This window comes from Pontibacter sp. HSC-14F20, from assembly GCF_019599265.1.
GTDB lineage: Bacteria > Bacteroidota > Bacteroidia > Cytophagales > Hymenobacteraceae > Pontibacter.
This window is the reverse complement of sequence record NZ_JAHZTC010000024.1, coordinates 20,385-46,080: the sequence shown is the minus strand read 5'-3', so window position 1 is coordinate 46,080 and position 25,696 is coordinate 20,385. Positions and strand designations below refer to the sequence as shown.

Annotated in this window: 19 protein-coding genes and 1 tRNA gene; 11 read left to right on the top strand and 9 right to left on the bottom strand. The window is 49.8% G+C overall.

The window, feature by feature from the left end:
* Positions 1–530 precede the first annotated feature (530 nt).
* From K3G39_RS18345 to K3G39_RS18335, 3 genes are all read right to left on the bottom strand, one after another.
* Positions 531–1,985, bottom strand: a complete 1,455-nt coding sequence (locus K3G39_RS18345; protein WP_220627628.1) for an OmpA family protein — start codon at positions 1,983–1,985, stop codon at positions 531–533.
* Between the two features lie 385 nt (positions 1,986–2,370).
* On the bottom strand, positions 2,371–3,663 hold the full coding sequence (locus tag K3G39_RS18340; protein WP_220627627.1) for an aminopeptidase P N-terminal domain-containing protein: 1,293 nt from the start codon (positions 3,661–3,663) through the stop codon (positions 2,371–2,373).
* Between the two features lie 187 nt (positions 3,664–3,850).
* Positions 3,851–4,849 (bottom strand): glycosyltransferase family 9 protein, encoded by a 999-nt coding sequence (locus K3G39_RS18335; protein ID WP_220627626.1) that lies wholly within the window; start codon positions 4,847–4,849, stop codon positions 3,851–3,853.
* 162 nt (positions 4,850–5,011) lie between these two features.
* Here K3G39_RS18335 and K3G39_RS18330 point away from each other — a divergent pair, with 162 nt between their 5' ends.
* The 4 genes from K3G39_RS18330 to K3G39_RS18315 all read left to right on the top strand — a co-directional run bounded on the left by K3G39_RS18330 (position 5,012) and on the right by K3G39_RS18315 (position 10,767).
* Positions 5,012–5,764, top strand: coding sequence for a hypothetical protein (locus K3G39_RS18330; RefSeq protein ID WP_220627625.1), 753 nt, complete (start codon positions 5,012–5,014; stop codon positions 5,762–5,764).
* A 66-nt stretch (positions 5,765–5,830) separates the two neighbouring features.
* The gene (locus tag K3G39_RS18325; RefSeq protein ID WP_220627624.1) at positions 5,831–7,069 is read left to right on the top strand and encodes a pitrilysin family protein; all 1,239 of its coding nucleotides are present in this window, start codon (positions 5,831–5,833) and stop codon (positions 7,067–7,069) included.
* A 120-nt stretch (positions 7,070–7,189) separates the two neighbouring features.
* Complete coding sequence (locus K3G39_RS18320) at positions 7,190–7,834, top strand: O-methyltransferase (protein ID WP_220627623.1); 645 nt, start codon at positions 7,190–7,192, stop codon at positions 7,832–7,834.
* A 341-nt stretch (positions 7,835–8,175) separates the two neighbouring features.
* Positions 8,176–10,767 carry a LysM peptidoglycan-binding domain-containing protein gene (locus tag K3G39_RS18315; protein WP_220627622.1) on the top strand — a complete coding sequence of 864 codons (2,592 nt, stop codon included), beginning with the start codon at positions 8,176–8,178 and terminating at the stop codon, positions 10,765–10,767.
* A 73-nt stretch (positions 10,768–10,840) separates the two neighbouring features.
* Here the strand turns inward: K3G39_RS18315 and K3G39_RS18310 are convergent, their stop codons facing one another.
* Positions 10,841–12,169: an MFS transporter gene (locus tag K3G39_RS18310; RefSeq protein WP_220627621.1), complete on the bottom strand. Its 1,329-nt coding sequence runs from the start codon at positions 12,167–12,169 to the stop codon at positions 10,841–10,843.
* Between the two features lie 286 nt (positions 12,170–12,455).
* Between K3G39_RS18310 and dnaE the strand changes: the two genes are divergently transcribed.
* Together dnaE and trxA are read left to right on the top strand one after the other, a co-directional pair.
* A complete protein-coding gene (gene dnaE / locus K3G39_RS18305) occupies positions 12,456–16,079 on the top strand; it encodes a DNA polymerase III subunit alpha (RefSeq protein WP_220627620.1) in 3,624 nt (1,207 codons plus the stop codon).
* A gap of 387 nt (positions 16,080–16,466) precedes the next feature.
* On the top strand, positions 16,467–16,793 hold the full coding sequence (gene trxA / locus K3G39_RS18300; RefSeq protein WP_076669473.1) for a thioredoxin: 327 nt from the start codon (positions 16,467–16,469) through the stop codon (positions 16,791–16,793).
* Positions 16,794–16,853: 60 nt separating this feature from the next.
* On the opposite strand, the gene K3G39_RS18295 is transcribed toward trxA, so the two are convergent.
* Complete coding sequence (locus K3G39_RS18295) at positions 16,854–17,351, bottom strand: DUF421 domain-containing protein (protein WP_255594490.1); 498 nt, start codon at positions 17,349–17,351, stop codon at positions 16,854–16,856.
* 41 nt (positions 17,352–17,392) lie between these two features.
* A complete protein-coding gene (locus tag K3G39_RS18290) occupies positions 17,393–19,321 on the bottom strand; it encodes a hypothetical protein (RefSeq protein ID WP_220627619.1) in 1,929 nt (642 codons plus the stop codon).
* Between the two features lie 145 nt (positions 19,322–19,466).
* On the opposite strand from K3G39_RS18290, the gene K3G39_RS18285 reads away from it, so the two are divergent.
* The 3 genes from K3G39_RS18285 to K3G39_RS18275 all read left to right on the top strand — a co-directional run bounded on the left by K3G39_RS18285 (position 19,467) and on the right by K3G39_RS18275 (position 21,373).
* A complete protein-coding gene (locus K3G39_RS18285; protein ID WP_255594487.1) occupies positions 19,467–19,859 on the top strand; it encodes a DUF5329 family protein in 393 nt (130 codons plus the stop codon).
* 104 nt (positions 19,860–19,963) lie between these two features.
* Positions 19,964–20,329 (top strand): STAS/SEC14 domain-containing protein, encoded by a 366-nt coding sequence (locus K3G39_RS18280; protein ID WP_220627618.1) that lies wholly within the window; start codon positions 19,964–19,966, stop codon positions 20,327–20,329.
* Positions 20,330–20,656: 327 nt separating this feature from the next.
* A complete protein-coding gene (locus K3G39_RS18275) occupies positions 20,657–21,373 on the top strand; it encodes an OmpA family protein (protein WP_220627617.1) in 717 nt (238 codons plus the stop codon).
* Positions 21,374–21,473: 100 nt separating this feature from the next.
* On the opposite strand, the gene K3G39_RS18270 is transcribed toward K3G39_RS18275, so the two are convergent.
* A complete protein-coding gene (locus K3G39_RS18270) occupies positions 21,474–21,998 on the bottom strand; it encodes a hypothetical protein (RefSeq protein WP_220627616.1) in 525 nt (174 codons plus the stop codon).
* 75 nt (positions 21,999–22,073) lie between these two features.
* Positions 22,074–23,213 carry a cystathionine gamma-synthase gene (locus tag K3G39_RS18265; RefSeq protein ID WP_220627615.1) on the bottom strand — a complete coding sequence of 380 codons (1,140 nt, stop codon included), beginning with the start codon at positions 23,211–23,213 and terminating at the stop codon, positions 22,074–22,076.
* 189 nt (positions 23,214–23,402) lie between these two features.
* Here K3G39_RS18265 and K3G39_RS18260 point away from each other — a divergent pair, with 189 nt between their 5' ends.
* On the top strand, positions 23,403–24,122 hold the full coding sequence (locus K3G39_RS18260) for a TVP38/TMEM64 family protein (protein ID WP_220627614.1): 720 nt from the start codon (positions 23,403–23,405) through the stop codon (positions 24,120–24,122).
* Between the two features lie 70 nt (positions 24,123–24,192).
* Positions 24,193–24,266: transfer RNA gene (locus K3G39_RS18255), tRNA-Arg, on the top strand.
* A gap of 105 nt (positions 24,267–24,371) precedes the next feature.
* On the opposite strand, the gene K3G39_RS18250 is transcribed toward K3G39_RS18255, so the two are convergent.
* Positions 24,372–25,694: an McrC family protein gene (locus K3G39_RS18250; protein WP_220627613.1), complete on the bottom strand. Its 1,323-nt coding sequence runs from the start codon at positions 25,692–25,694 to the stop codon at positions 24,372–24,374.
* Positions 25,695–25,696: the final 2 nt, after the last annotated feature.

Genomic DNA, 25,696 nt, shown 5'->3' with positions numbered 1-25,696 from the left:
TCTGAATTCTGTTTTGTATGGCGCGAGCGTCCTTGCTCGTGATTGCTATATTGGGGCTTCTGACCCAGGAATAGGTATAGCAACCTGTATTGCTTTATAGCTTGCCCTGGCCGGGCGGGCCTTACTTTTTTTATTGAGAAAAAAATAGAGGGCCCCTAGCCCCAGTAAGCAAAAAAATCAAGACCCTCCAAATCGAGGAGGGCCCCTACCCCCACTCGCTGAACGCTCTTGACAGGGGGACCCCTTCACCCCCAACAGTGGAGTGTCGTAATGGTGCACCTGACAAAGTGATCTGTTTCATAGCTTGAGGGGCAAGTTAGTCTTACTATACCTGCCAGTGGTATGTGCTACGAAGCTATACCTAATATCTGGCAGTTACAGCTATTCCCCTCTCGGGAGGGGCAGGGGTAGGTTAATCGTGTATGAGAATCCTGTTAATCCTGATTCAGACAACTACTCATTAACACAAAAAGGCCCCGCAGATTGCTCTGCGGGGCCTTTTTGTGTTTTAACCTTAACGGCTGGTTATGTTACTCCAGATTCAGTTGCATATCCGGCGTGTTCATCTCGAAACCAACACGTCGGTTCTGAGCACGGGCAGCAGCAGTTCTGGCTTTAGAGAGTCTTGTATTAACCTGTACAAGTGGCTGAGTTTCACCGTAACCTCTTGTCACCAAACGGTCTGGGTTTTGAACACCACGCTGGATCAGGTAATCCTTCACAGCTTGTGCTCTTTGCTCAGACAGAGCCTGGTTGTACTCTTCAGAACCAATGTGGTCAGCGTGACCTTTGATCAACAGTACGTGGTCAGGGTATTTCTCAAGAGCTACTACGATGCTGTCAAGCAGCTGACGGTAACCGTCCTGTACGCGAGCCTGGTCAAATTCGAATTTAACTTTCTCTTCGATCAGTTTTTTAGTACGCTCGTCCAGTTCAGGGCAACCTTTAGTTTCGGCAGTACCAGCAGAGTTAGGGCAAAGGTCTTCGTTATCCGGAACACCGTCACCGTCAGAGTCTACTGGGCAACCATCGGCACCTACCTGCACACCAGATGGCGTGTCTGGGCATTTGTCGTCTTTATCAGCTACGCCGTCACCATCGCTATCCGGGCAACCCTGAGTAGCAGCAGTACCTGGCTCGTCTGGGCACTGATCATCTTTGTCAGCAATACCGTCGCCGTCACGGTCAGGGCAACCACCTAAGTTAGCTACACCAGCCTCAGTTGGACACTCGTCCTGATAATCCGGAACGCCGTCACCATCTGTATCGATTGGGCAACCGTCTTTGTCAACCTGTACACCGGTTGGAGTATCCGGGCACTTGTCTCTTCTATCCGGAACACCGTCAGCGTCAGTATCTTTCGCTTTGCCCAGGTTAATGCCAAGGCCGATGTTGTGCTGCAGGAAGCGATCGTTGATGTTAGACTCGATGTTGTCATATTTGTCGTTGCTCGTGAAGTGAGCTCTTGACTCTATGAAAAGGCTCACGTTTTCAGAGAACCTGAATCGGATACCAGCACCACCAAATACAGTACCTGCAACGAAGTTTTCGTCATAAGCACCTGTTGGAGAAGTACCTTCTGGTCTTACGAAGTGAGCGCCACCACCTGCTGACAGGTATGGTCCGATAAAGGCATCCTCTTTCAGGATATTGCCATACATCTTCAGTCTCAATCCGAGGAGTGCCATACCGAGTTTGGTATCCATAGAGGAACCGAATCTGCTGAATTCAGTATTACCGTAGCTCAGGTGCAGACCAGCGTCGAAAGACGGGCTCAGGTATTGGTTCAGCGATACGCCGCCTCCCCAGCCCATTTTATCTTTCCACCAGTTGTTTCCTAAATCACCTTTATATTGGAGCGCACTTCCATATATCTGGAGGTTTGTCCGTTGGTCAGCGTTTTGCGCAAGCACAGCTGTGTTGGCAGACAGCAGGAATACAAGAGCAAAAGCAGTTGTTAATAGTTTCGTTAGAGTTTTTCGCATAATTTTAAAAAGTATATTTTGATATGACAATACGTACATATTTTCAGGTAAGTTTTTTTATATTTCCATAAAAAAACAGACGGAACGTATATTTCGATACGTCAGGCGGGTAGTCGTTGCATTGTTGTAGTTTTTATCCATAAGCAAAAGCATTTTGTTAATATCTAAAAAAATGGCCTTGACAGCTTAAATCCTAAATCTACTCCGATACGCTTTTGCACCGCTTTACCTGCTCTCCGCAACCGCGCATCACTATAATTCAACCCTTTTTACTAGTCTTGGGTTGTGTGCTCAACATCAATAAATGCAAAGCATCTGTTTTTTAACGTAAATACAATAAAAAAGGCTGCAAGTAGTTATCTGTAAACCCTTGCTATGCACGCGCTTAGCGCTTTTGCATCAACCTTTCAATGTCATCAGCCTCCAGCGGAATATTCTTCATCAGGTCCACCGGTCCGCTTCGCGTAATCAGGATATCGTTCTCCAACCGCACACCTATCCCTTCTTCTCTGATATAAATACCCGGCTCGCAGGTAAACACCATTCCTTCTTCAAAAGAGCGGTACTTGCTGCCCACATCATGCACATCGAGCCCTAAATGGTGCGAGGTGCCGTGCATAAAATATTTCTTATAAAGCGGATTCGAAGGATCCTGGTTGCGCACATCGCCTGCGTCAAGCAAACCGAGTCCGATGAGTTCATTCTCCATCACCGTTCCCACAAAAGCGTGGTACTGGTCAAGCGAATTGCCAGGCACCAGCATCTGGGTAGCCGCTTTCATCACACGCAGTACTGCATCGTATACCTCGCGCTGGCGCTTGGTAAACTTGCCGTTAACCGGCAGGGTGCGCGTCATATCTGCAGCGTAGTTAGCGTACTCGGCACCAACGTCCATCAGCAGCAGGTCGCCGTCCTTGCACTCCCGGCTATTGTCGGTGTAGTGCAGGATGCAGGCATTCTCACCCGAGGCTATAATAGGACTGTAAGCAGGTCCGCGTGAGCGGTTGCGTATAAATTCATGATAAAGTTCTGCCTCCACTTCATACTCCATCACCCCGGGCTTGATAAACTGCAGTAATCTGCGGAAACCAAGTTCGGTGATATCGCATGCTTTGCGGAGAAGCTCTATTTCTTTTTCGGATTTGATGGCACGCAGGTGGTGCATGATAGGCGCGCTGCGTTCATACTTGTGCAGCGGGTATACCTCCTGGCACCATTTAATGAAGCGGGCATCGCGTGTTTCTACCTCTACCACGGCACGCAGGTGCTCGTTGGTGTTCAGGTATATGTGCTCAGCTTCGGCCATCAGGCTATTGAAAACCTGCTTAAAATCTTTCAGCCATAACACAGTGGCTATACCTGAGGTGTCGCGGGCCTGTTCTTTGGTAAGCTTATACCCTTCCCATACCATAATGTGCTCGTTCGACTCGCGCACAAACAGTACTTCCTTCATACGCTCGTCGCGTGCGTCCGGAAAAAGCAATAGAATGCTTTCCTCCTGGTCTACTCCTGAAAGATAGAAGAAGTCGCTGTTCTGACGGAACGCCATGGTGCCATCCGCATTGGTCGGCATCAAATCATTAGAATGAAAAACAGCAAGAGAAGAAGGCTTGAGCTGCCGCACAAAATTGCGCCTGTTGTGGCAGAACAGCTCCTTGTCGATGGGCTGGTATTTCATAGTTCTGTAGGTATAGTGGCTAGGTGCAGTCGTCTGTCAGGTTCTTAGGCCTGACTGAACTTGCACTGCAAAGGTAGTACTTTTATATCAACTGCAAACACCTTTATAGAAAAAGCCTAATATATCAGCCGCTTCAGACTTGACTTATACCTTTTCCTTTCACACTGTATCCGATGATTTAACTCCCTTAGGCTGTGCGGGTAGCGAGCACAGCCAGCAGCTGTACTGTGGCTATATCTTTTGCACATTTAAAATGTCCTTCGGGGCAGGATTTGTACCCGTGCAGACCACAGGGACGGCAGTAAAGCGGCTCTTTTCTTTCGACAACGGCTGAGAAGTTTGCCAGTGGTCCAAATCCGAAGCGGGGCACCGTAGAGCAGAAGATGGCACAGGTGGGCGCGTCGAGCGCAGAGGCCAGGTGCATGGGACCCGAGTCGTTCACGTAGTTGAGCACGGCATCACGCATCAGGGCCGCTGATTGCAGCAAATTGAGCTGACCGCACAGATTTTCTACCCGGTTACTTTTGGTTTTGCTGATGATCTCTTCACAGTGCGTTTTGTCGGCCGGAGCACCGAGGAGGTATACCTTATACCTGTCGCCCAGCTGGTCGAGCAGCTCTACCCACTGCTCCAACGGGTACTGCTTAGTGAACCACACCGAAGTAGGCGCCATGCAGATAAACTGCTCCTGCTTTAACGGTTGCACTCTGTTGAAGTCTTCCGGAGAAGGGTATAATTTGGGTTTAGCCGCTTGACTGTCGGTGAGGCTGGCGATGAGCAGGTGGTTGCGCTCCACTTCATGCGTGCCGGAGTCCACACTGTGGGTATAACGGCGAGTAAAAAAACGGGAGAAAGGATTTTTGTCGAAACCAACCGTCTCACGGGCACCAGAAAGTGCGGTGAGTATACCTGTAGCACCAAAGCGTTGCAGGTTCACGACCAGATCATAACGCTCGTGCCGGATCTGCCGGAGCAGACGCATCAGGCTTTTATACTTCCCTTCCTGCTTGTTCCAGATCAGGACCTGCCGCAGCAGCGGGTGCCCTTTCAGCAGCGACTCGTTGCCTTTGCGAAGCAGAAAGTCGAGTTGCGCCTCCGGTAAATGGGCATGCAGTTTTTCCACCAGTCCGGTTGCCAGCACCACATCGCCCAGAAAGGCGGTCTGTATGATCAGGATCTTTTTCATCAGGTATAAGCTGCCGTAAAGCTACGCCAATGCGGCTAGACTTGAAAGTTTAGAAGCTGCAGGTATAGGCTTGTGCCAGCTTTCACGGAAAAGAACAAAAATATTTTTCTTCTTAGCGACAGGAAAGTTAGTTTAGCAGTTCTTTTAGCCACGATTACCTGTATGAAATCACTATTACATTCTACCAAACTCCTTGCAGCTACCCTCCTCCTCCTGACCACTGGCTGTGTGTCCACTTACATGCCCAATGTGCCCAATGTGCCCATGTTCACTGAAAAAGGCGAACTGAGCGCCGGCGGACACATCACACCAAAAGGCAATATCACATTTAATACCGCGTACGCAGTTACCGACAACCTTGGGGTGATGCTGAACGGCTCCATGCTGAACCAGGAGCGTAAGAAGCGGGACTTCCGCCACAACCTGATAGAGGCGGGCGCAGGCTATTTCACCACATTTGGCCCGAACCAGAACCGGGTGCTGGAGGTATACGCTGGCTTTGGCGGTGGCAGCAGCGACCGCACCGAAAAAGAAGAGAAAGAAGGTGTGATGACCCATACCCGTCGCGAGGCCGGCTTCAGCAAATATTTCACACAGGTTAACTTCAGCTCGAAAAAGAAAAAGTCGCTGCGACTGCTCGGCAACGAATACCCGCTTAACTATGGCACTGCCCTTCGTGTGAGCTATGTCAACATGAATAAACATATACTTGACGGAGTGGAACAGCCGAACGAGGACAACATTTTCCTGGAGCCGATTTTCTATACCCGGATGGCCTTGAGCCCTTCGGTGCAGCTGCAGTATACCAGCGGCACTAACTTCGGGCTGCGCAACCGCAAAGCGCTGACGGCGGGCTACTCCGTGTTTTCATTGGGCTTTGTGATCAACGTGGGCGGCCGAAGCCTCGACCGCTAACATTTGGCAGGCAAGCGGCCTGTTTTGGTACTTTTTGACTATCTTTGCAGGCTAATTGCGAACTGAATGCTTGATTATCATATTCATACATTGCCGAACGGTATCCGAATCGTTCACAAACAAGTACTACACACCAAAATTGCCCACAGCGGCTTTATTCTGGACCTGGGCAGCCGCGATGAGCAGCCTGACCAGTTGGGCCTGGCTCACTTCTGGGAGCACATGGCTTTTAAGGGCACAGCCAAGCGCAAGTCTTTCCATATCCTGAACAGACTCGAGTCAGTGGGTGGCGAACTCAACGCCTATACCACTAAAGAAAAACTCTGCTTTTACAGCTCCGTGCTCGACAAGCACTTTGAGAAATCGTTCGAGCTCCTTACCGATATCACCTTCCACTCCATTTTCCCTGAAAAAGAAATTGAGAAAGAGCGCGGCGTGATATTAGAGGAAATGGCCATGTACCTGGACACCCCGGAAGAGGCGATCGTAGACGAGTTTGACAACGTGGTGTTCGACAGCCACCCGCTTGGGAACAATATTTTGGGCACCAAAGAAAGTGTGTCCGGTTTCAAGAAAGACGACTTTCAGCGGTTTATCAAAGATAACCTGAGCACCGAGGCGCTAGTATTTTGCTCGGTGAGTAACCTGCCTTTTGAGAAGGTGGTAAAGCTGGCTGAAAAGTACCTGGCTGATATTCCGACCATCAGCAAACCACGTCAACGCATCGCTTTTGAGAACTACATACCTAAGACGGTGACGTTTGAGAAATCAATCTCCCAGGCGCATTGCGTGATTGGTTGTCCGGCTTATGCCCTCAACGACAACCGCCGTATACCTTTCTTTATGCTGGTGAACTTGCTGGGTGGCCCGGGCATGAACTCGCGCCTGAACTTGGCTGTCCGCGAAAAGCATGGTCTGGTGTATACTATCGACGCCAACTACGCCACTTACATCGACACTGGCCTACTATCCATTTACTTCGGTACGGAGAAAAAGCAACTGAAGCGCACCACTTCTCTTGTGCTGAAAGAGCTCAAGAAGCTGCGTGAAAAACAACTAGGCTCGCTGCAACTACACACCGCCAAAGAACAGCTGATGGGTCAGCTGGCCATGGCGGAGGAAAGCAACATGGGACTGATGATGATGATGGGCAAGAGCATCCTCGACCAGGGCCACATCGATACTCTGAATGAGATTTTCGACCAGATCAAAAACACAACTGCCCAAGACCTGATCGACATTGCCAATGATTTGTTGTGCGAGGAGAAGCTAAGTTTCCTGAATTACGTACCTGTTAAAGGTTAAATTGTTAAATTGTCAAGAAGGCTGTAGCCACAATAAGCGTATTGCTTTCTTGGGCTAATTTGGAGAATAACAATTTAACCATCAGCCATTTAGCCGTCAACCATCTAACAATTTAAAAATATGGAATTCCTGGACGAAGAACTGCAACAATATGCAGAGGAGCATACCTCACCGGAGTCGGAACTACTGCATAAGATAAACCGCCAGACGTACCTGAATGTGATGAAACCACGCATGCTGTCGGGCCACCTGCAGGGGCGTTTGCTTTCGATGTTCTCGCACATGATCCGCCCGAAGCAGATTCTGGAAGTAGGGACCTATACCGGTTACTCGGCTCTTTGTCTGGCAGAAGGCCTACAGGAAGACGGCACACTACACACCATCGACATCAACGAAGAACTAGAAGATACGGTCCGTGGCTATATAAAAGAGGCTGGCCTGAGCGAGAGTGTGAAGTACTATATCGGCAATGCGCTGGAGATTATCCCGACCATAGATACTACTTTTGATCTGGTGTTTATCGATGCCGACAAGTATAATTATGCTACTTATTATGACCTGGTGATTGACCGGGTGCGTTCGGGTGGTTACATTATTGCAGACAATGTGCTCTGGAGTGGCAAGGTGCTAGCCAAGTACCGTAAGAAACTCGACGAAGACACAGCTGCACTGCTGGACTTCAACAAAATGGTGCAGGACGACCCGCGGGTAGAGAATATTCTGCTGCCTGTGCGGGATGGGCTGATGGTTGCCCGCAAAAAATAACAGAAAAGCGACTGCCTGTCGCTTTTTTTGTGTCCGACAGGTATAGCTGTCAGGAATAGCGCAAGCGCCAAGGTATAAGTATACCTGTTTGCATTTCATGGCCTCTACGTTGCATTCTCTGCGCAACAGTACCCAAGCACACCTCATTACTTATCCACATCAAAAAATTTCTCCAAAATAACTTCGTTCTAAGCTTTAGAATGCGGGGTAAAATGCGTTAATTTTGCGGGTGTATTTCTTTATAGAGAACACACTATACCTTAAAGAGTTATCAACAGCTGTTTCAACATTTACTGTAGCTATTTTGTGGATAGCTTCGCTTTTTTTACCCGATTACGCTTATGAGAAGATTACTACCCTTCCTTCTGATGCTGCTCCTGCCATTGCTCGCGATGGCACAAACTGTCACCGTGCCGCACAATTTGTATTTTGGTGACATCCACCTACGCATTTCACCAAGAGCACAGGCAGAGATCCAGAAAAAAGTAGATGCCCTACACCGCAGTCCCAAGTACTTTCAGATGAAGGTGGAACTGGCTGATGCCTACTTCCCATTGATCGAGCGCACCTTTCAGGAAGAAGGTGTGCCGGACGATTTTAAATACCTGGCCCTGCAGGAAAGCGGTCTGCGCGGCGATGCCGTTTCTACTTCCAATGCAGTGGGTTACTGGCAATTCAAAAAAGAAGCGGCCCTGGACTTCAATCTTCGCATGGACCATCTTGTTGACGAGCGTCGGCATATTATAGAGGCCAGCCGTGGAGCTGCCCGCTATTTTAAGCGCAGCAATAACTTCTACAATAACTGGTTCAATGCCCTGCTCTCTTACTACCACGGTTACTCTGGCGCTAAAGCCTATACCAAAGAGTCAGATAAGGGCAGCAAGAAGATGGACATCACAGAGAAATCGGATCCATACCTGCTGACATTCCTGGCGCACAAAGTCGCTTACGACAGTTTTATCGGGAAAAGTGCTCCGCCGGTGGTTTCACTGCGCGAGTTGCGCGCCACCCCCGGACAGAGTCTGGCTGATATTGCACTGGCTCATGAAACCGATCCGTCTGAGCTAGAAAAATATAACAAGTGGCTGTTGGGCAGCACTATACCTGCCGACAAGGATTATTATGTGATGCTTCCGGTTCGCCATACGTCAGAGCCAGGTATAGTAGCATCAACCGAGCCCGTTCGCACGACACCTGTTCGCCAGACAGCTGCTATACCTGCAGCAGGCAGTATTGTTAAGCGCAACAACCTGAACGCTATCGTAGCCGGTAAAGGCGACACGAAAGACAAACTGGCCATTAAAGCAGGTATAACCACCCGCAAGCTTCTGCGCTTTAACGACATGCGCGACTTCGACAAGTTCGAGGAAGGTGAGGCTTATTATATTGAAGCTAAACGCCTGAATGCCGACAAAGAATACCACGTGGTGCAGCACGGCGAAACCATGCAGGAAATTGCCCAGTTATACGGCATCCGAATGGACTACCTGCAGTTCAAAAACCGCATGAAGCGCGCTGAGGTGCCGGTACCGGGCCGCGTGCTCTGGCTGCAGAAACGTCGTCCGGCCAAAGTTGCCATTGAAGTGCGTGAACTGAAGTCTGTGCCGGGTCCTGAGAAGCAAACCGTAACTGCGCAGGAAAATGCACTGCAAACCGCAACAACCTCGGCTAAGGCAACTGCTGCAGAGCCCGCTGCACAGCAAGACAATTTCCTGACCCGCTTAAAAAAGAGCTGGAATAAACTGAAAGGTCAGGCAGTAGAAACTGAACAAGAAGAAACGCAAACTGCCGCCACAACAACAACACAGGAAGCAGAAACTACGGCTGCTATACCTACCAAAGAGATTGAACAAGGTATAGCTAAGGAGGAAACGACTATAGAAGAAGAGCCGGTAAAGGTGGCTGTCACCCCTAAAAATGAAACGGCACCCACCCCTGTAATGAAACAACCAGAGCAGGAAGTGAAAGCCACGGAGACAGCAACAGCACAAAAATCGACAACGCCAGCTGCTACTGAGAAGTCCGCCAATGTGGCCTTATACCCTGGCAAAAAAGCCCAGGCAACGGAGGAACAAAAAACGGTAACTCAGGAAAAACAGGTTGAGGAGATAAAAGAGGAAAATGCCGAGTGGGCAGTCGGTCTGAGCGAAGATGTGTTTGTTGGTTTCTCCGGAAACGAAGTGAAAGAAACAGCTGAAGTGCTGGAAGCAACGAAAACAGTTGAAACGGATACTACAGCGCGTACTACAAAGAAGCCTACTCCTGCCAAAGCCGAACCGGCAAAAGCAACACCTGCTATACCTGCGTCAGCTAAAACAACCCAGGCCAGTACGGTAGCAAAAGAAAATGCTGCGCCACATGCCAAACCTGCACGCCACGTAGTAAAACAAGGCGAGTCACTTTGGGGCATTTCGAGGCTGTATGCCGTGACCGTGAGCGATATCACCACCTGGAACAACCTCGGCGACACACCGCTTAAGATTGGGCAGGAATTGATTATTGCAGAGCCGCTGACCGTGCCTGCGGAATCCGCCTATAACGATGAGGCAAATGCAGGAGCACCTGTTGCAGAAGAAAAAACCGAGATACATACCGTTGCTGCCGGCGAATCGCTGTACGTGCTCTCGCGCAGGTATAATGTGACGGTGAACGAACTTAAAGCCTGGAACAACCTGCGTAGCAGCGCTCTTTCCATCGGACAGGAACTGCGCGTGACTGCACCTGCAGATCAGAAAGCAACGAATGAGGATTTGGAAGAAGCTCCAGCAGAAACCTTTACAGGCTCCAGCACCCAGCATATAGTGGCATCAGGCGAGAGCCTCTACCAGATCTCCCGTAAGTATGGCGTTACCATCAAAGACATTATGGAGTGGAATAACAAATCAGACTTCAACGTGAAGCCAGGCGATACGCTAGTGATCAAAAAGAAGTAGTTTTTGAAAAATTCTAAACCGAAAGAGCCAGCTTTGATAGCTGGCTCTTTCGGTTTTTAAGGTATAGCTGCATTTAGCGTTTTCCCGGAGGTGCGGTGAGTTTGGTGGCCGTCCGCAGGCCGGCGGCGATCTCTGGAATGATGCCCAAACGCTGATAAATTGGCTGTACCATCACACGCAGGCGTTTCAGGTTCAGGGCAAATGGAATGACGCTGATAGCACAGAGAAAGCCGCAACCCAGCAAGGTATAAGCCACTCCGATCTGCTCTGCTATAGTGCTCGCCAGTATGCTTCCAAGCGGTGCCATTCCCATAAAAGCGGTGGCGTAGAGGCTCATCACGCGGCCTCGCTTGTCCTCGTCTACCAGCGTTTGCAGTAGTGTGTTGCAGGAAGCCATCGTCACGATCATACCAAATCCTGTGAACAGCATCAGTGCCAGCGACAGCCACAGTAGGGTGGAAAAAGAGAAAGCCATTAGCGCCGTACCGAACAACGTCATTGTGAAAATGATTACCTTACCAAGCCCTATCACCGATTTACGCTGCGCCAGGAACAGCGCGCCAGACAAAGCTCCCAGCCCCGATGCTCCCATCAGGTAGCCCAGCGTGTTAGCCCCGCCGTGCAAGATGTCGCGGGCGAATACTGGCAGCATCACACTAAAAGGCATGCCGAACATGCTGATTAAACCCACGATCAAGATAAGCGTCCGGATAGGAGGAAAACCGAATGCGTAGGAAAAGCCCTGCTTGAGGGAATTCCATACATTTTCCTGCCGTATTTCCCGCACGAAAGGCTTGAGGCGCAGTGTCAGGAGCGAAGCTAGCACCGCAATGTAACTCACCGCATTGATCAGAATACAGACACCCTCTCCTACCCATGCAATGAGCAAACCAGCGATGGAAGGACCAACCAGGCGGGCCATGTTAAACATCGAGGAATTGAGTGCAATGGCATTACTGATGTCTTCGCGCTTATCTACTAATTGCACCACAAAAGCCTGCCGGGTGGCCACATCGAAGGCGTTGATCGTACCAAGCAGCACCATCAGTGTCATCACGTGCCATACCTGCACCGTGCCCGTCAGCACCAGCGTAGCCAGGGTACCTGCCTGCAACATCGACAGGAATTGCGTGACCAGCAAAACACGATGGCGGTTAAATTTATCGGCCAGCACTCCGGCAAAGGGACCCAGCAGGAAAGATGGGATCTGGTTGGCGAACGTGACGGCACCCAGCAGGAACACCGAATCGGTGAGGCGGTATACCAGCCAGCTGATGGCGATCTGCTGCATCCATGTACCAATGAGCGAAATACCCTGCCCCATGAAAAAGACCCGGTAGTTGCGCGAGTGCAAAGACCGGAACATCCCCCCAATATTGCTTGATTCTGCTGCTTCTGCCATAGTTTACCTTCTTGCTATACCTGTTTGGCACAGGCTTTATCTTACGGGTGGTGGTGCTTTTCAGGTTATAATTATACGCTTTATTTGGGAATGCCTGCCAGTAAATTACTGAATCCACAGGGGATGAATACGCTCAAGGTTTTGTTTTAGCCAGAGGCTGTTTTTGGTTTGGGCAGCCGACCGATTTTCCGTAATTTTAACATCCCGAATTGAAACAGTCCCCAGGCTATACCTGGCCTTGATTCATACTAAAATTATCATTCGTCATTACTAATTCTCCATAGTCTTGCCAGTTTTTTCGCACTTACACACCCATACCCAGTACTCACTGCTCGACGGTCAGGCCAGCATCAGTTCGCTCATGAAAAAAGCGCAGGCTGATGGTATGCCGGCCGTTGCCATGACCGACCACGGCAACATGTTCGCCGCCTTCAACTTTGTGAACGAGGCCAACAAGTATAACGTGAAACCGATCGTAGGCTGCGAGTTTTACCTGGTGAAAGATCGTCACTTGAAGACCTTCACAAAGGAACAGAAAGACGTACGTCACCATCAGCTACTACTTGCTAAGGATCAGGAGGGCTATCAGAATCTGGCCAAACTTTGCTCACTTTCTTACATTGAGGGGATATACAGCAAGTGGCCACGCATTGACAAGGAACTGCTGCTGAAGTATAGTAAAGGTCTGATTGCGACCAGCTGCTGCATTGGCGCCGAGGTGCCGCAGGCTATTTTGTGGAAGAGCGAAGAAGAAGCAGAAGAGATATTTAAGTGGTGGCTCGATGTGTTCGGTGAGGACTATTACATCGAAATTCAGCGCCACGGTTTGATGAACATCGACGGCACCGGCAAGAGCCAGGAGGACATCAACCAGGTGCTGCTGAAGTGGGCCAAGAAGTATAATTGCAAGGTGATTTGCACCAACGACTCCCACTACGTGGACCAGGAGGACTGGAACGCGCACGATATCCTGCTTTGCGTGAATACTGGCGAAGACCAGAGTACCCCGGTGGGCGACTTTACCACGAAATACTACCGCTTCCTGAGCGACGACCAAAAGGTGATTTACGACACCGTGGAGAACGTGCGCAGCAAGTATAGCAACCATGTGGGCGTCCGTCAGATGCTGCAGCGCATTGACGAGGCCGGCCCGAAAACCCGCTTTGGTTTCCCGAACGATCAGTTCTACTTCAAGACGCAGGCCGAAATGAACCAGCTCTTCCAGGATGTACCGGAGGCTGTAGACAATACCAACGAGATCGTAGACAAGATCACGCCGCCTGTGCTAAAGCGCGACATCCTGCTGCCGAACTTCCCGATTCCGCCGCAGCACGCTGACGCCGACGAGTTCCTGCGCCACCTGACTTACGAAGGCGCAGCCAAGCGCTATTCTGAAATAACCCCGGAAGTGACAGAGCGACTCGATTTTGAGCTGCACGTGATCAAGACCATGGGCTTTGCCGGTTACTTTTTGATTGTGCAGGACTTTATCAACCGTGGCCGCGACATGGGCGTGTTTGTGGGTCCGGGCCGTGGTTCTGCTGCAGGTTCGGCAGTGGCCTACTGTATTGGTATTACGAACATCGACCCGATCAAGTATAACCTGCTTTTCGAGCGATTCCTGAACCCGGAGCGTGTGTCCATGCCCGATATTGATATTGACTTTGATGACGTAAACCGCCAGCGCGTGATCGACTACGTGGTAGACAAGTACGGCAAAACGCAGGTAGCCCAGATCATCACCTTCGGTACGATGGCCGCCAAGTCGTCTATCAAAGACGTAGCCCGCTCCACTTCTTTGCCGCTGGCCGAAGCCAACGAACTGGCTAAAATGGTACCTGAGACTCCGGGCACTACGTTAGCCAAGGCCTTCATGGAAAACCTCGAGCTGGCTGCCATCCGCGAAGGTAACGATGCACGCGCCGCCGTACTCAGGCTGGCCGAAAAGCTGGAAGGTTCGGTGCGCAACACAGGTATACATGCGGCCGGTGTGATCATCGCGCCGGACGACATTACCAATTACATACCTGTTTCGACCTCCAAAGACTCGGATCTGCTGGTGACGCAGTTCGACGGCAAGGTGATCGAAAGTGCAGGTATGCTAAAGATGGACTTTTTGGGCCTGAAAACCCTCACCATCATCAAAGACGCCATGGAGCTCATCAAGAAGAACCATGGCGTTGAGATCAATATCGACAACATTCCGATCGACGACGAGAAAACCTACGAACTGTACCAGCGCGGTGACACAATTGGTACGTTCCAGTTCGAGTCGGAAGGTATGCGCATGTACCTCAAGGACTTGCAGCCTACCAACATTGAAGATTTGATCGCCATGAACGCCCTTTACCGTCCGGGCCCGATGCAGTTCATCCCGAACTTCATTAACCGCAAGCACGGCAAAGAGGAAGTGGAATATCCGCACGAGCTGCTCGAGCCGATCCTGAATTACTCTTACGGGATCATGGTATACCAGGAGCAGATCATGCAGACGGCCCAAATTCTGGCCGGTTACTCACTGGGGGGTGCCGACTTGCTGCGCCGCGCCATGGGTAAGAAGGACATGAAGAAAATGGCCGAGGAGCGTGAGAAGTTCATTGCCGGGGCTATGGAGATGCACAAGATTCCGGCGAAAAAGGCTTCGGAGGTGTTCGATGTGATGGAGAAGTTCGCCCAGTACGGCTTCAACCGCTCCCACTCCGCCGCTTACTCTGTTGTGGCTTACCAAACCGGTTACCTCAAGGCGCATTACCCTGCCGAATACATGGCGGCAGTGCTGACCAACAACATGAACGACATCAAAAAGGTGACGTTCTTTATTGAGGAAGCCCGCAAACAAGGTGTGGCTGTGCTGGGTCCGGACGTGAACGAATCTTTACTGAAGTTCAACGTGAACGAACAAGGGCAGATCCGTTTCGGTCTGGCTGCCATTAAAGGCACCGGCGAAGCAGCTGTAGACGCTATTATTTCGGAAAGAGAGAAGAACGGTCCGTATCAGGATATCTTTGACTTTGCCAAGCGCATTAACCTGCGTGCCGTGAATAAGAAGACCTTTGAAAGTATGGCCCTGGCCGGAGCATTCGACTCGTGGGGACTCTATCACCGCGCCCAGCTGATGGAAGTGCCGGAAGGTGAAAATATAAGCTTGCTGGAGAAGGCGGTGCGATATGGCAATAACTACCAGGCAGAGCAACAGGCCGCGCAACAGTCGCTATTCGGGGGCAGCGCCGCTGTGGCCTCCCCGCTACCGAAAATCCCGGAAGTACAGGTATGGACGCAGGCCGAGATGCTGCGTCGTGAAAAGGAAGTAGTAGGCTTCTACATCTCCGGCCACCCGCTCGACCAGTTCAAGATGGAGATTGACTCCTACTGCACCTCCTCGCTGGCAGACATTGCCAATTACAAAAACAAAGACATCAATGTGGCCGGCATGGTGTCAGAGGTGGTGATCCGAACAGCGAAGAATGGCAATCCGTTTGCGCTGTTCTCCATCGAAGATTATGACACCACGCTGCAAATGGCGTTGTTCGGCGAAGACTACATGAAGTTCCAGCCCTACCTGCGACAAGGGCTATACCTGTTCATCAGAGGCAAGGTACAACTCCGCTACCGGACTGAGGACCAATGGGAATTGAAGCCAACCAACATCCAGCTCCTAGGTGACGTGATGGACAAAATGGCGCAGGGCGTGCAAGTGAACGTAAATCTGCAGCTCCTCACTCCGAACTTAGCCGAGGCTTTAGAGGAAGCCATTGCAACCAGCCCGGGCCAGAAGCGATTAGAAATCACGCTGCACGTGCCCGACGAAAAACTGGTACTGCCAACTTACTCCCGCAAGTATAGAATCGACCCGAAGGTATTCTTGGGGCAGGTGAAGGACCTGGGATTGGGTGAGTGTAAACTACTGTAATTGATTTGAGATTCTGGAGATGGGGGAGAATTCAGATGCATCTCTCCAGTCTCTTCAGGTATAGAGAAGGTATGCTACGCAAGCAGTATACCTTCTTTGTTGTAATAGCTCTTTCGGAATTATCAATCCGAAAGAGCTATTCCCCAACCTCCCTCTGCCACTATGCCCACTTCGCAATTTCACTGAAACTAAATCCCGCAACATTTGTTTATACAAATAAATATACCCTCGGCTTGTAAATTCGTATGTATAAGTTCTAAATTTGCATCGGGTTTTGCCCAATAACAGGACAGCTTGTCAGGCAAAAGCAATTGGACTCAAATTTGACAAGCTATAAAATGTTACTATATTTAAAACAGAGAATTTAACCAACAAAACGTTAAAGTTATGGCTAACAAAGCACTAGAAATCACTGACGCTAATTTTGATGAGATCATCAATTCAGATAAACCAGTATTGGTAGACTTTTGGGCAGAATGGTGCGGTCCGTGCCGCATGGTAGGTCCGATCGTGGAAGAGCTGGCCGGCGAATACGAAGGTAAAGCCGTAATTGGCAAAGTAGACGTTGACGCGAACCCACAGACTTCTGCTAAGTTCGGTATCCGCAGCATCCCGACACTGCTCGTTTTCAAAAACGGACAGGTAGTGGACAAGCAGGTAGGCGCTGTACCTAAAAACGTACTGGCTGGTAAACTGGACGCTCAGATGGCCTAAGTACCGGTCTGATATTATCTAAACACGAAAGCCTTTCCAAAACTGGAAGGGCTTTCGTGTTTAAGAATCCTTTTTAACAATACTGATGTTACCGCTCCGTTCCAGGCAGCCGTACGCCACGTCTTTAGTATCTGTAACACCTTCCAAGCGCAGGGCTTCTTGCAGATCGTTTTCAGTCAGATTATGTTTTTTGAGCTCGTCCTCCTGTATCCTCCCGTCTTTTATCAGACACACAGGATTACCCTTTATAAGTGGCCCGAAAAATCCGGAGGTATTATAAGCCAGAAAGGCCAGAAATCGGTGCAGCAAAACCAGCGTAAGGGCAGCGGCAAGCGTGGGCCAGAAGGGAGAGTTACCTGTGATGGCGCGGCTGAGAACTGAGCCATAGATGATCCCCAACACGATATCGAAAGCGGTATGCTTTCCGAAAATGCGCTTGTTGCCAATCCGCATAATCAGCAAAGCCGCGATAAAAACAACAACCGCCCGGATAGACATTTGCCACCATGTGAGCGAGTCCGAGCCTATACCTAGAAGCGTATCCAGAAAATCGACCATACACTCCCAACGGGTAAAATTGCGGGAATGTTATTGGCCCATTACTGACACTCGCAGAGTTTCTTATCTAACTCACAAAGCATGGCATAGTATTGCTCTACTTCTTTCATCAGACTGATTAGCTGCTTGTTATAGCCCTGCACCTGTTGCAGGTGAGCGTTCTCGGGCGCGTTTTTGGCGAGCGTGTCCAACTCTTTGATCGTGGCTGCAAACGAACTGCTCTTTTCACTCAACTTGGCGTAGTACTGGTCCATGCCATTGTCGGAACTGGCCACAGCTACAGCTTGCAGGTTATTGTCGAAGCACAGCCGCCAGCGCAGGTGGCGCAGCACCTGTTGTTCGGCTGCACTCTGCAACTTGCCCATTTCTTTGGTTTCCTCTTTCAGTTTAGAGTTTTCATAGCGTTTGTTATACTCGTTCACTGCATCGCGCACCTTATCGCGGCAGCTCAGGCAGTTGCTTGTGTTGGCTTTGTCCTGCAGGGCGTTGCGCACAGACAGCGTTTCTTCAGAAGCCTGCGTGTCCGTCAGTTTCTTTACCTCTTTTTCGAACACTTCGCGGTACTGCATATCCTCCAGTCTCTTGGTCAGGCGCACGATGGCCTCCCCTTCCACAGAGGCAGACAGGTAATCGGCACGCGGCAGCTCCACCGACGACAGTTTGGCCAGCGCGGCTTCGCGTTTGGCCGGCGTATCCCATGCTTTGGAATTGTTCTCGAGTTCCTGCAGCGTGTTTACCAGCACCTTTGCGTTTTTCAGGTTATGGTCGGCGTCCAGATATAGGTCGGCGTTGGCCAGTATCGATTCGTATTCCGACCGGAAGATGTTCTTATACGTTGTGTTCTTGCCAAACTCCTTTTCGCGTGCCTCAAAAGCGGTTTTCAGGCGCTTATACTCCTGCATGATGCCAAACAGGTTTTTCGCATTGATCTCCGGGCTATTATTGCGGTAGTTGAGGCGGTAGGCATTCAGGTTCTGCTTCATGTCAGCGAATATGCGCAGAAACTCCACATACAACTTTTCCTGTCGATAGGTCTCATCGTTCATCAGCTTGGTGTCATAAGCCGTCTGAATCTTTTGCTTGCGCTTCTCGATCAGGTCCATGGTCACTTCATCGCCGGTCAGCACATCCACTTTGTAAAGCGACTTGTAATTGGCCACCACAATATAAGGGTACTCCTTATACCCGATGGCATCTTCCATTTGCTTGCGGTCCAGCTTGCTCGAGTTCTTGCTGAGGTAATCGGCCAGTTTGGCTGGCTTTAAGGTAACGGTCTTCACACTGCCCGGCACGAAAACGTATACCTTCACCGAATGCAGACGCGTGTCAAAATTCTGCCCTTCGTACAGGCGGATCGTCGAACTGAACTTATACTCTTTCTTCTTGGCGCGTGAATTTAACAGGTTACCAAACTCCCCTACCAGAGACATCACCGCCACCGATGGATTGGTCAGGTTCGAAAGGCTTACCAGTTGGCTAGCCACCAGGTTGAACACCTGATCTCCATCCTGATTGGTAACCGCTTTAGCGTTGATCGCCGCATCGATGCTGTTCTGGGCAGAAGTCAGTGGCATTTTGTCGATGATGCGCACCACTTCCAGATGATCACTTACCTGGGTATGGTATTCTTTCTTGTCGGTGTTAATGTGAAAGTTGAAAAGCGGGTATACGATCTGGTCGTTGCCGAAGAGCTTCAGGTTTTTGAGTTGCGCCGTAATGAACAGATACTCCAGTTCGTAAGCGTACTTCTTCTTGCTTTTCTTCTTAACCCCCGACTCCAACTCGTTGAGCACACGGTTAAACTGGCCGCCGTTGTAGAGGTAAATATCAGTGGAAAGGTATTGCCACTCGTCCGAAAATTCAAATTTATCGTTGTAACTATAACCTAGTCTGGTCTCAATGTTCTGCTGGGCAAAGGCCTGCTGGCATAGCAAGAGGCCCATCGCAAAGAGGGAGAAAATTTTCTTCATAAAATACGTATAGCCGGTATAGCGGCAGATTCAGGTATATTTTTGCTTCTGAATCTAACGTTACGACTTGAAATTAAGTGCCTTATCGGATTGCAAAATTACTTTTCCGAACAGATTTTTTTTAAAATAAACGAGTACAAAAACCATGTTCAGAGTACTATTACTGGCAGTGGCCATCCAACTAATCCAAAGTGCACTGCACCCGGCTGCAGCGCAAGGTTCTTACGAAAACAGCAACTCTTCCGCAACGATGTCTGAAGACCAGAAAGTTCAGCTGCTGATCGAATACATCCGTACCCTCGAAGGCGCCACATTTATTCGAAACAACAGTGAATTTGCCCCTGAAAAGGCTGCAGCGCACTTGTCTTCAAAATGGAAAAAGCATGCATCCAAAATAAAAACAGCGGAGGGATTCATCACAAAGCTGGCCTCTGAATCCTCGTCGGGCACGCCTTACAGCATCCGGTTTGCTGACGGCAGTACCACTACTATCCGTGACGTATTGCTGCGGCAGCTAAGCATGCTGGTTGCCCAATAGGCTCAGATATTGTACAATAACAGGTATAAGTATCGCCGTAACTAAATACTATACTTGAACGTGGTCATCGTCGTTACGTATTTATGACGACAAACCTGATCCCAATGCTACAGTTACTTGAAGAGTCTCGAGATGAGCTGGTTGCTTTTCGTCTGGCGGGCAGCATAGACCGGCATGACTACGAAGTGATGTTACCGATTCTGGAAGAGAAAATCAAACAATACGGTAAGATACGGGTATATGCCGAACTGCAGGATGCCGAGGAAATTTCGCTGCAGGCACTTTGGGAAGACCTCAAGTTCGACTTCCGCCACGCTGGCGACTTTATGAAAGTAGCGCTCGTAGGCAACCGCAGGTGGCTGGACTGGCTCACTGTAATGGCAAGCCCTTTTACTACGGCAAAAATAAAACACTTTGAAGTAATGGAGCGCGAGCAGGCCCTGGAGTGGGTGCGCAGAAATGATGAGTAAAAAATCGATACTAAAGGAAGGCTACTAGCATTCCGATTGCCTTTGTTTCTATACCTGCACTTATCTGCTGTTCAAGCCAATTCCAACTTTCAAGTCACCAGATCTTCATCAACCGCTCTTTCCCGGCCTTTTATTAAAACACCAAAACATTTATCTCTCCATCTGCTATATAATATATAGGTTTAGCATGCTATTTGCCTAGCAATGGAGGTTACAAAGGAGCGGAACTGAGCCGGTTTATACTTATAAGCCTCGTTTTTCGTTCTGTTCCATAGTTGCCCGTAAAATCAATTACAAACAACCTGATCAATTAACACCTAAACACACATGAAAGCTAATTTCACGAAAGCATCATTATCACTACTGTTATGTGGCGCCTTAATGTCATCATGCGTTTCTTCTAAAAAGTACGACGAGCTGAAAGCCAGCAAGGAGGCCCTTGAACGCGAACAAGCTGCCAGCCGCGATAAGGAAAAAGAACTGAACAGCACACTGCGAGAGCGTGAGCAGAAACTGGCGGAACTGGAGCGCGCCATGAACGATCAGAAGAAGATTCTGGACGATCTGCGCAACGAAGTAAATACCGCGCTTTCCGGCTTTAACCAAGGCGATTTGAGCGTGAACATCAAAGACGGCAAGGTATACGTATCTATGTCCGACAAGCTTTTGTTCGCCACAGGCAGCACAAAGGTAAACAACACAGGAAAGGAAGCCCTCGACCAATTGGTGGATGTGTTGAAGAAAAACCAGAGCGTAGGCGTGATGGTAGAAGGCCACACCGATGACGTGGAGGTTCGGCCAGGCACCAAGGACATCGCCGACAACTGGGACCTGAGCGTGCTGCGTGCAACCGAAATTACCCGCCTGATGGCCAAGCGTGGGCTGTCACCTGACCGCATCACACCGGCCGGACGTGCCTTCTTCCAGCCGATTGACACAGGCCGCACGCCTGCCGCCAAAGCCAAGAACCGCCGTACCGAAATCATCCTGACACCTGACTTCACGGAAATCTACAAGATCCTGGGCATCCAGAATATCAAGTAAACCGCTATATCTACATAGAATAAGAAGGCTGCTGCTCCTATCGAACAGCGGCCTTTTCTATACCTACTATACCTTGCTATACCTTGCTATACCTGTCAATTCAGTCCGCTATACCTTTGCCTTGAGCCTTGGCCTGTTCTATAGCCGCAAACAACTCTCCGGCACGCTTCGAGCCAATCAGGAGCGGTTGCTGATTATAGAAGCGCAGCAACACCCCTTCTCTGCCCGACATGCTGTAAGCTTTGCCTTTTGCTCCCCAGCGTATACCCCAGCCACCGTATTCACGGATTGGATCATACATTACCTTCTCAAAATCGCGCACGGTATGCAAAAGTATACGCACCGGTTTCAGATGAAAAGGCCGGAAACGCACCTGCAGTATACCTGGCTTTACCTCGGTGATCAAGGTCATCCAATAGAAAAAGAAAGGAAGTCCGAAGCCGATCAGTGCCGCCATGATACTTAGCTGCACATCCGACACAGGCCGGTTGCCAAAGGTACCACCCAGCAGTACCTGGTACACAAAACCAGCCAGCAGGATGGCCGCTAGTCCCAGCAGCAGCGCCCATAGCCAGAACTGCGTGAACCGTTGCTTTTCCCAGAACAAGATGTGTTGCTCTTCCATCTATACCTCTACCTTACGAAAAATAGCCGCCCCACTTGTGCGCGGAACGGCTATACCTTTCAGTCATTTTTATGATTATCCGATAGCCTGCTCCAGGTCAGCCAGCAGGTCTTCAATGTCTTCTATACCTACACTCAGGCGAATCAGTGAGTCGCTCAGGCCAGCCTTCAGGCGTTCGGCGCTAGGTATACTGGCGTGCGTCATAGAGGCAGGATGCCCGCAAAGCGATTCCACACCACCCAGTGACTCAGCCAAAGCGAAATACTTAAAGCGCTCCAGCGCAGCAATAGCGTCTTCCATCTTATCACCTTTCAGAACAAACGAAACCATGCCGCCGTACGAACGCATCTGCTCTTTAGCAACGCGATGGCTGGGATGGTCTTCCAGGCCCGGCCAGTATACCTTCTCTACCTTCTCATGGTTCTTGAGGTACTGGGCTACAGCGCGTCCGTTTTCGCAGTGGCGCTCCATCCGGATATGCAGGGTTTTAAGACCACGCAATACCAGGAAGCAGTCCTGCGGACCAGGCGTGCCACCGCAGGCGTTCTGAATAAAAGCCAGTTTCTCGTGCAACTCGTCATCTTTCACGATCACAGCGCCCATCACCACATCCGAGTGACCGGCCATGTACTTGGTGAGCGAGTGCATCACGATGTCAGCTCCCATATCAAGAGGGGTCTGCAGAAACGGGGTAGCAAAGGTGTTGTCGGCTACCAGCAACAGGTTGTGCTTTTTGGCAACGACGGCGCAGCCCTTGATGTCGATGATGTTGAGCAGCGGATTGGTCGGCGTCTCTACCCAGATCATGCGGGTATTCTCGTTTACCAGCGCCTCTACCTTACTCAGGTCACTCATGTCGGTGAAGTGGAACTTGATACCGTAGTTGGCAAAAATTTTGGTGAAGATGCGGTAGCTCCCGCCGTACAGGTCGTTGGTCGAAATTACTTCGTCGCCCGGCTTCAGCATTTTGATAATGGCATCGATAGCAGCCATACCTGAAGAGAAACAAAGGCCATGTTTACCGTTTTCCAACTCGGCCAGTGCGTTTTGCAGGGCGGTACGTGTCGGGTTGTGTGTACGTGAATACTCATAGCCCTTGTGGTCGCCCGGCGAACGTTGAACGTAAGTGGAAGTCTGGTAGATGGGCGTCATGATAGCGCCTGTGGTTGGGTCCGGTTCCACACCGGCATGTATAGCTTTTGTTCCGAATTTCATAGTATCTATTTTATGGATAAATGATTTGATGCAAGTTAATAAATTTACACCACAGGAGTTAAATGACTGCTGTGAGCTTCGCGCTTCTTAGCACAGATCCTAAATATTTTATTGCCTGTACTGCAATCTACGTATACCTTCAGCAAAATCTTTGGCTGCAAGGCTCTATCTTTGACTAAAACGCCTATTATGCTTAAACTGTCCATGCTGCGGACTTTTATACGGGAAAACGCGTCTTCGTTTATTTCTATGCTGCTGTTGGTTATTGTGCCGCTGGTTGTCAGCTCCTCGGCGGCTGTATACCTGTACCAGCACGAAACCCTGCTCCAGGACCTGAGCTGGCCACAGATGCTCCTTTATTTTGTCGTAATTTCCATTACCATGTCACTGGCTCTCACCCCGACAACGTTTGTGGCGTTGGTGAGCGGTTTTTACTTGGGTTGGCCAGGCTTTGCCGGGGTAGTGGTATCCTATGGCATCGCTTCGCTCATCGGCTATACCTTAGCGCGGCTTATCGACCATGGCAAGATGATGGCCTTTCTAAACCGCTTCGAGAAAACGATGTACCTGATGCAGGAACTCCGCAACCAAAGCTGGAGCCTGATCTTTCTAACCCGCATTTCGCCCGTACTGCCGTTCGCGCTTATGAATTTTGTGCTCTCACTGCTCCAGGTTGACAAGACCCGCTTTTTTCTGGCAAGCATTGTAGGGATGTTGCCCCGCACGCTTTTCTTCTTCTGGGTAGGTACGCAGGCCAGCGACGTCATAAAATTACTGCAGGACCCCGGCAGCAACAAAGGAAGTCAACTGTTGATGATCGCGCTGGTAATCATATCAATAGGTGGATTATACTTTATTTTTGATCACGCCCTGAAGCGTGCACTTCGAAAAGCGACAGCAAAAAATTGAGAAAAATTCGCTTTAGGGCTTGCATCGCAAGAAAAAAGGCCTTTACTTTGCATCACCATAACGGAAAAATGGTCACGTAGCTCAACTGGATAGAGCATCTGACTACGAATCAGAAGGTTAGGGGTTCGACTCCCTTCGCGACCACTTGAAAATCAGCCACTTACGAGTAAAATCGCTAAGTGGCTTTTTTTATGTACATACAATTTGCATACATTTTGACTGATGATGTTTAATTAAGGAAGCAGGTGTCTAATACTGCAAGACGTTGTCTAGAATAACTCTTAAGTCTTTCTCTACCTTTCTATAGTCGCTTCTACTCCAAAAAGGCACCTCGCATACTTTAACGTTTACGCTACTATCTCCAGAGCCTGAGGGAATGCTGAAAGTATGCGCATCAGCTAATTTCTCCGATGTATTCGGATAAAGAAGAATTACATTGCTGCAGCCCCTTCTGTAAGCATAGCTGACCATCTGGTACATATCCGACTGCGCCACTCCCTGCTTTACATCAGCCTGATTCAAATCCCAGCGAGGCTTGTACTTGGTATCGATGATTATCTTCTCCCCTGTCTTTCTGTGCTCCAGAAAGATGTCGTGCTGCATCTGGAAGGCTCTCGGGCTTGCGGAAAAGTAGAGGTCAGACTTCTGTGCATGCACCTTGTAGACGTTGCCAAAATGCTTCCGGATAAAGCCGGTTATAAAATCCTCAAAAACATACTCCATCGGCAGCAGCAAAGACCACTGCAGGCTGTCATATGCACTGGAAGAGTAAAGCTGCTGGTTGAGTATGCGCTTGCACCATTCAATTATTGGTTCGTACTCCGTGAAGAGCGGGTTAAGCGATACGGTGTCCAGATCAGACGCAGCACATGGCACGTCCTCCACCTCGTCCAGTAGAAATGTTATCTGCTGCAGCAGCGACTGCGTGCTGGCGAGGTTAACGCTGTTTTGCAGCAGGCGGCACACATACTTGATTACACGGTTGAGCGTGTTATCGTATAGTAACGGCTCGTGCACACAGTCGATGTGGTGATAGTTGCCGCTCGTGATCCCGTTGCGGATATAGGCGCTGAAGTCTATCCTGCCTTTGGGAGAGTAAAGCACCTCTGTCACCTCCTCATACTGGCTGTAGGGCTGCGTAGCTATGACCTCTGCGGTGTAGTTGGCAAAATGCCAGATTAACAGCTCTGGCAGGGAGTCCGCGTCCCGCTTGTCTAAAGCAGTTTCTAGAACGGGGAAATGAAGCTTGCTGCAGTAGCTGAACCAGTAGAAGATGTGGTCCAGCACGAGTTCCTTGCTGGCAGAAGGCGTCCTTTTGAAGACTTTAGGGTAGATCTCGATGGTTTCCCCATCCTGCTGGATAAAGCCTATAAAGTTCTGGGTTCTGAACTCGTTCCCATCGAACCTCAGAAACGGCTGGTACTGCTTCTCTTCGTCCGGGGTAGCGCTCTCCTCCAGAAACTCTGCAGCGTAGGCGACATAGCGGCCCTTCCATACCTGCTGCAGGAACGCCTCCAGCTTCTTTCTGTTTAGGTTGCCAAGCGGGTGAAAAGCACTATACTCAAACAGCATAC

Excerpts from the sequence above, each read along its gene's own strand:
- K3G39_RS18345 (WP_220627628.1), bottom strand. The coding sequence starts at position 1,985 with ATGCGAAAAACTCTAACGAAACTATTAACAACTGCTTTTGCTCTTGTA.
- K3G39_RS18340 (WP_220627627.1), bottom strand. The coding sequence starts at position 3,663 with ATGAAATACCAGCCCATCGACAAGGAGCTGTTCTGCCACAACAGGCGC.
- K3G39_RS18335 (WP_220627626.1), bottom strand. The coding sequence starts at position 4,849 with ATGAAAAAGATCCTGATCATACAGACCGCCTTTCTGGGCGATGTGGTG.
- K3G39_RS18330 (WP_220627625.1), top strand. The coding sequence starts at position 5,012 with ATGAAATCACTATTACATTCTACCAAACTCCTTGCAGCTACCCTCCTC.
- K3G39_RS18325 (WP_220627624.1), top strand. The coding sequence starts at position 5,831 with ATGCTTGATTATCATATTCATACATTGCCGAACGGTATCCGAATCGTT.
- K3G39_RS18320 (WP_220627623.1), top strand. The coding sequence starts at position 7,190 with ATGGAATTCCTGGACGAAGAACTGCAACAATATGCAGAGGAGCATACC.
- K3G39_RS18315 (WP_220627622.1), top strand. The coding sequence starts at position 8,176 with ATGAGAAGATTACTACCCTTCCTTCTGATGCTGCTCCTGCCATTGCTC.
- K3G39_RS18310 (WP_220627621.1), bottom strand. The coding sequence starts at position 12,169 with ATGGCAGAAGCAGCAGAATCAAGCAATATTGGGGGGATGTTCCGGTCT.
- trxA (WP_076669473.1), top strand. The coding sequence starts at position 16,467 with ATGGCTAACAAAGCACTAGAAATCACTGACGCTAATTTTGATGAGATC.
- K3G39_RS18295 (WP_255594490.1), bottom strand. The coding sequence starts at position 17,351 with ATGGTCGATTTTCTGGATACGCTTCTAGGTATAGGCTCGGACTCGCTC.
- K3G39_RS18290 (WP_220627619.1), bottom strand. The coding sequence starts at position 19,321 with ATGAAGAAAATTTTCTCCCTCTTTGCGATGGGCCTCTTGCTATGCCAG.
- K3G39_RS18285 (WP_255594487.1), top strand. The coding sequence starts at position 19,467 with ATGTTCAGAGTACTATTACTGGCAGTGGCCATCCAACTAATCCAAAGT.
- K3G39_RS18280 (WP_220627618.1), top strand. The coding sequence starts at position 19,964 with ATGCTACAGTTACTTGAAGAGTCTCGAGATGAGCTGGTTGCTTTTCGT.
- K3G39_RS18275 (WP_220627617.1), top strand. The coding sequence starts at position 20,657 with ATGAAAGCTAATTTCACGAAAGCATCATTATCACTACTGTTATGTGGC.
- K3G39_RS18270 (WP_220627616.1), bottom strand. The coding sequence starts at position 21,998 with ATGGAAGAGCAACACATCTTGTTCTGGGAAAAGCAACGGTTCACGCAG.
- K3G39_RS18265 (WP_220627615.1), bottom strand. The coding sequence starts at position 23,213 with ATGAAATTCGGAACAAAAGCTATACATGCCGGTGTGGAACCGGACCCA.
- K3G39_RS18260 (WP_220627614.1), top strand. The coding sequence starts at position 23,403 with ATGCTTAAACTGTCCATGCTGCGGACTTTTATACGGGAAAACGCGTCT.
- K3G39_RS18250 (WP_220627613.1), bottom strand. The coding sequence starts at position 25,694 with ATGCTGTTTGAGTATAGTGCTTTTCACCCGCTTGGCAACCTAAACAGA.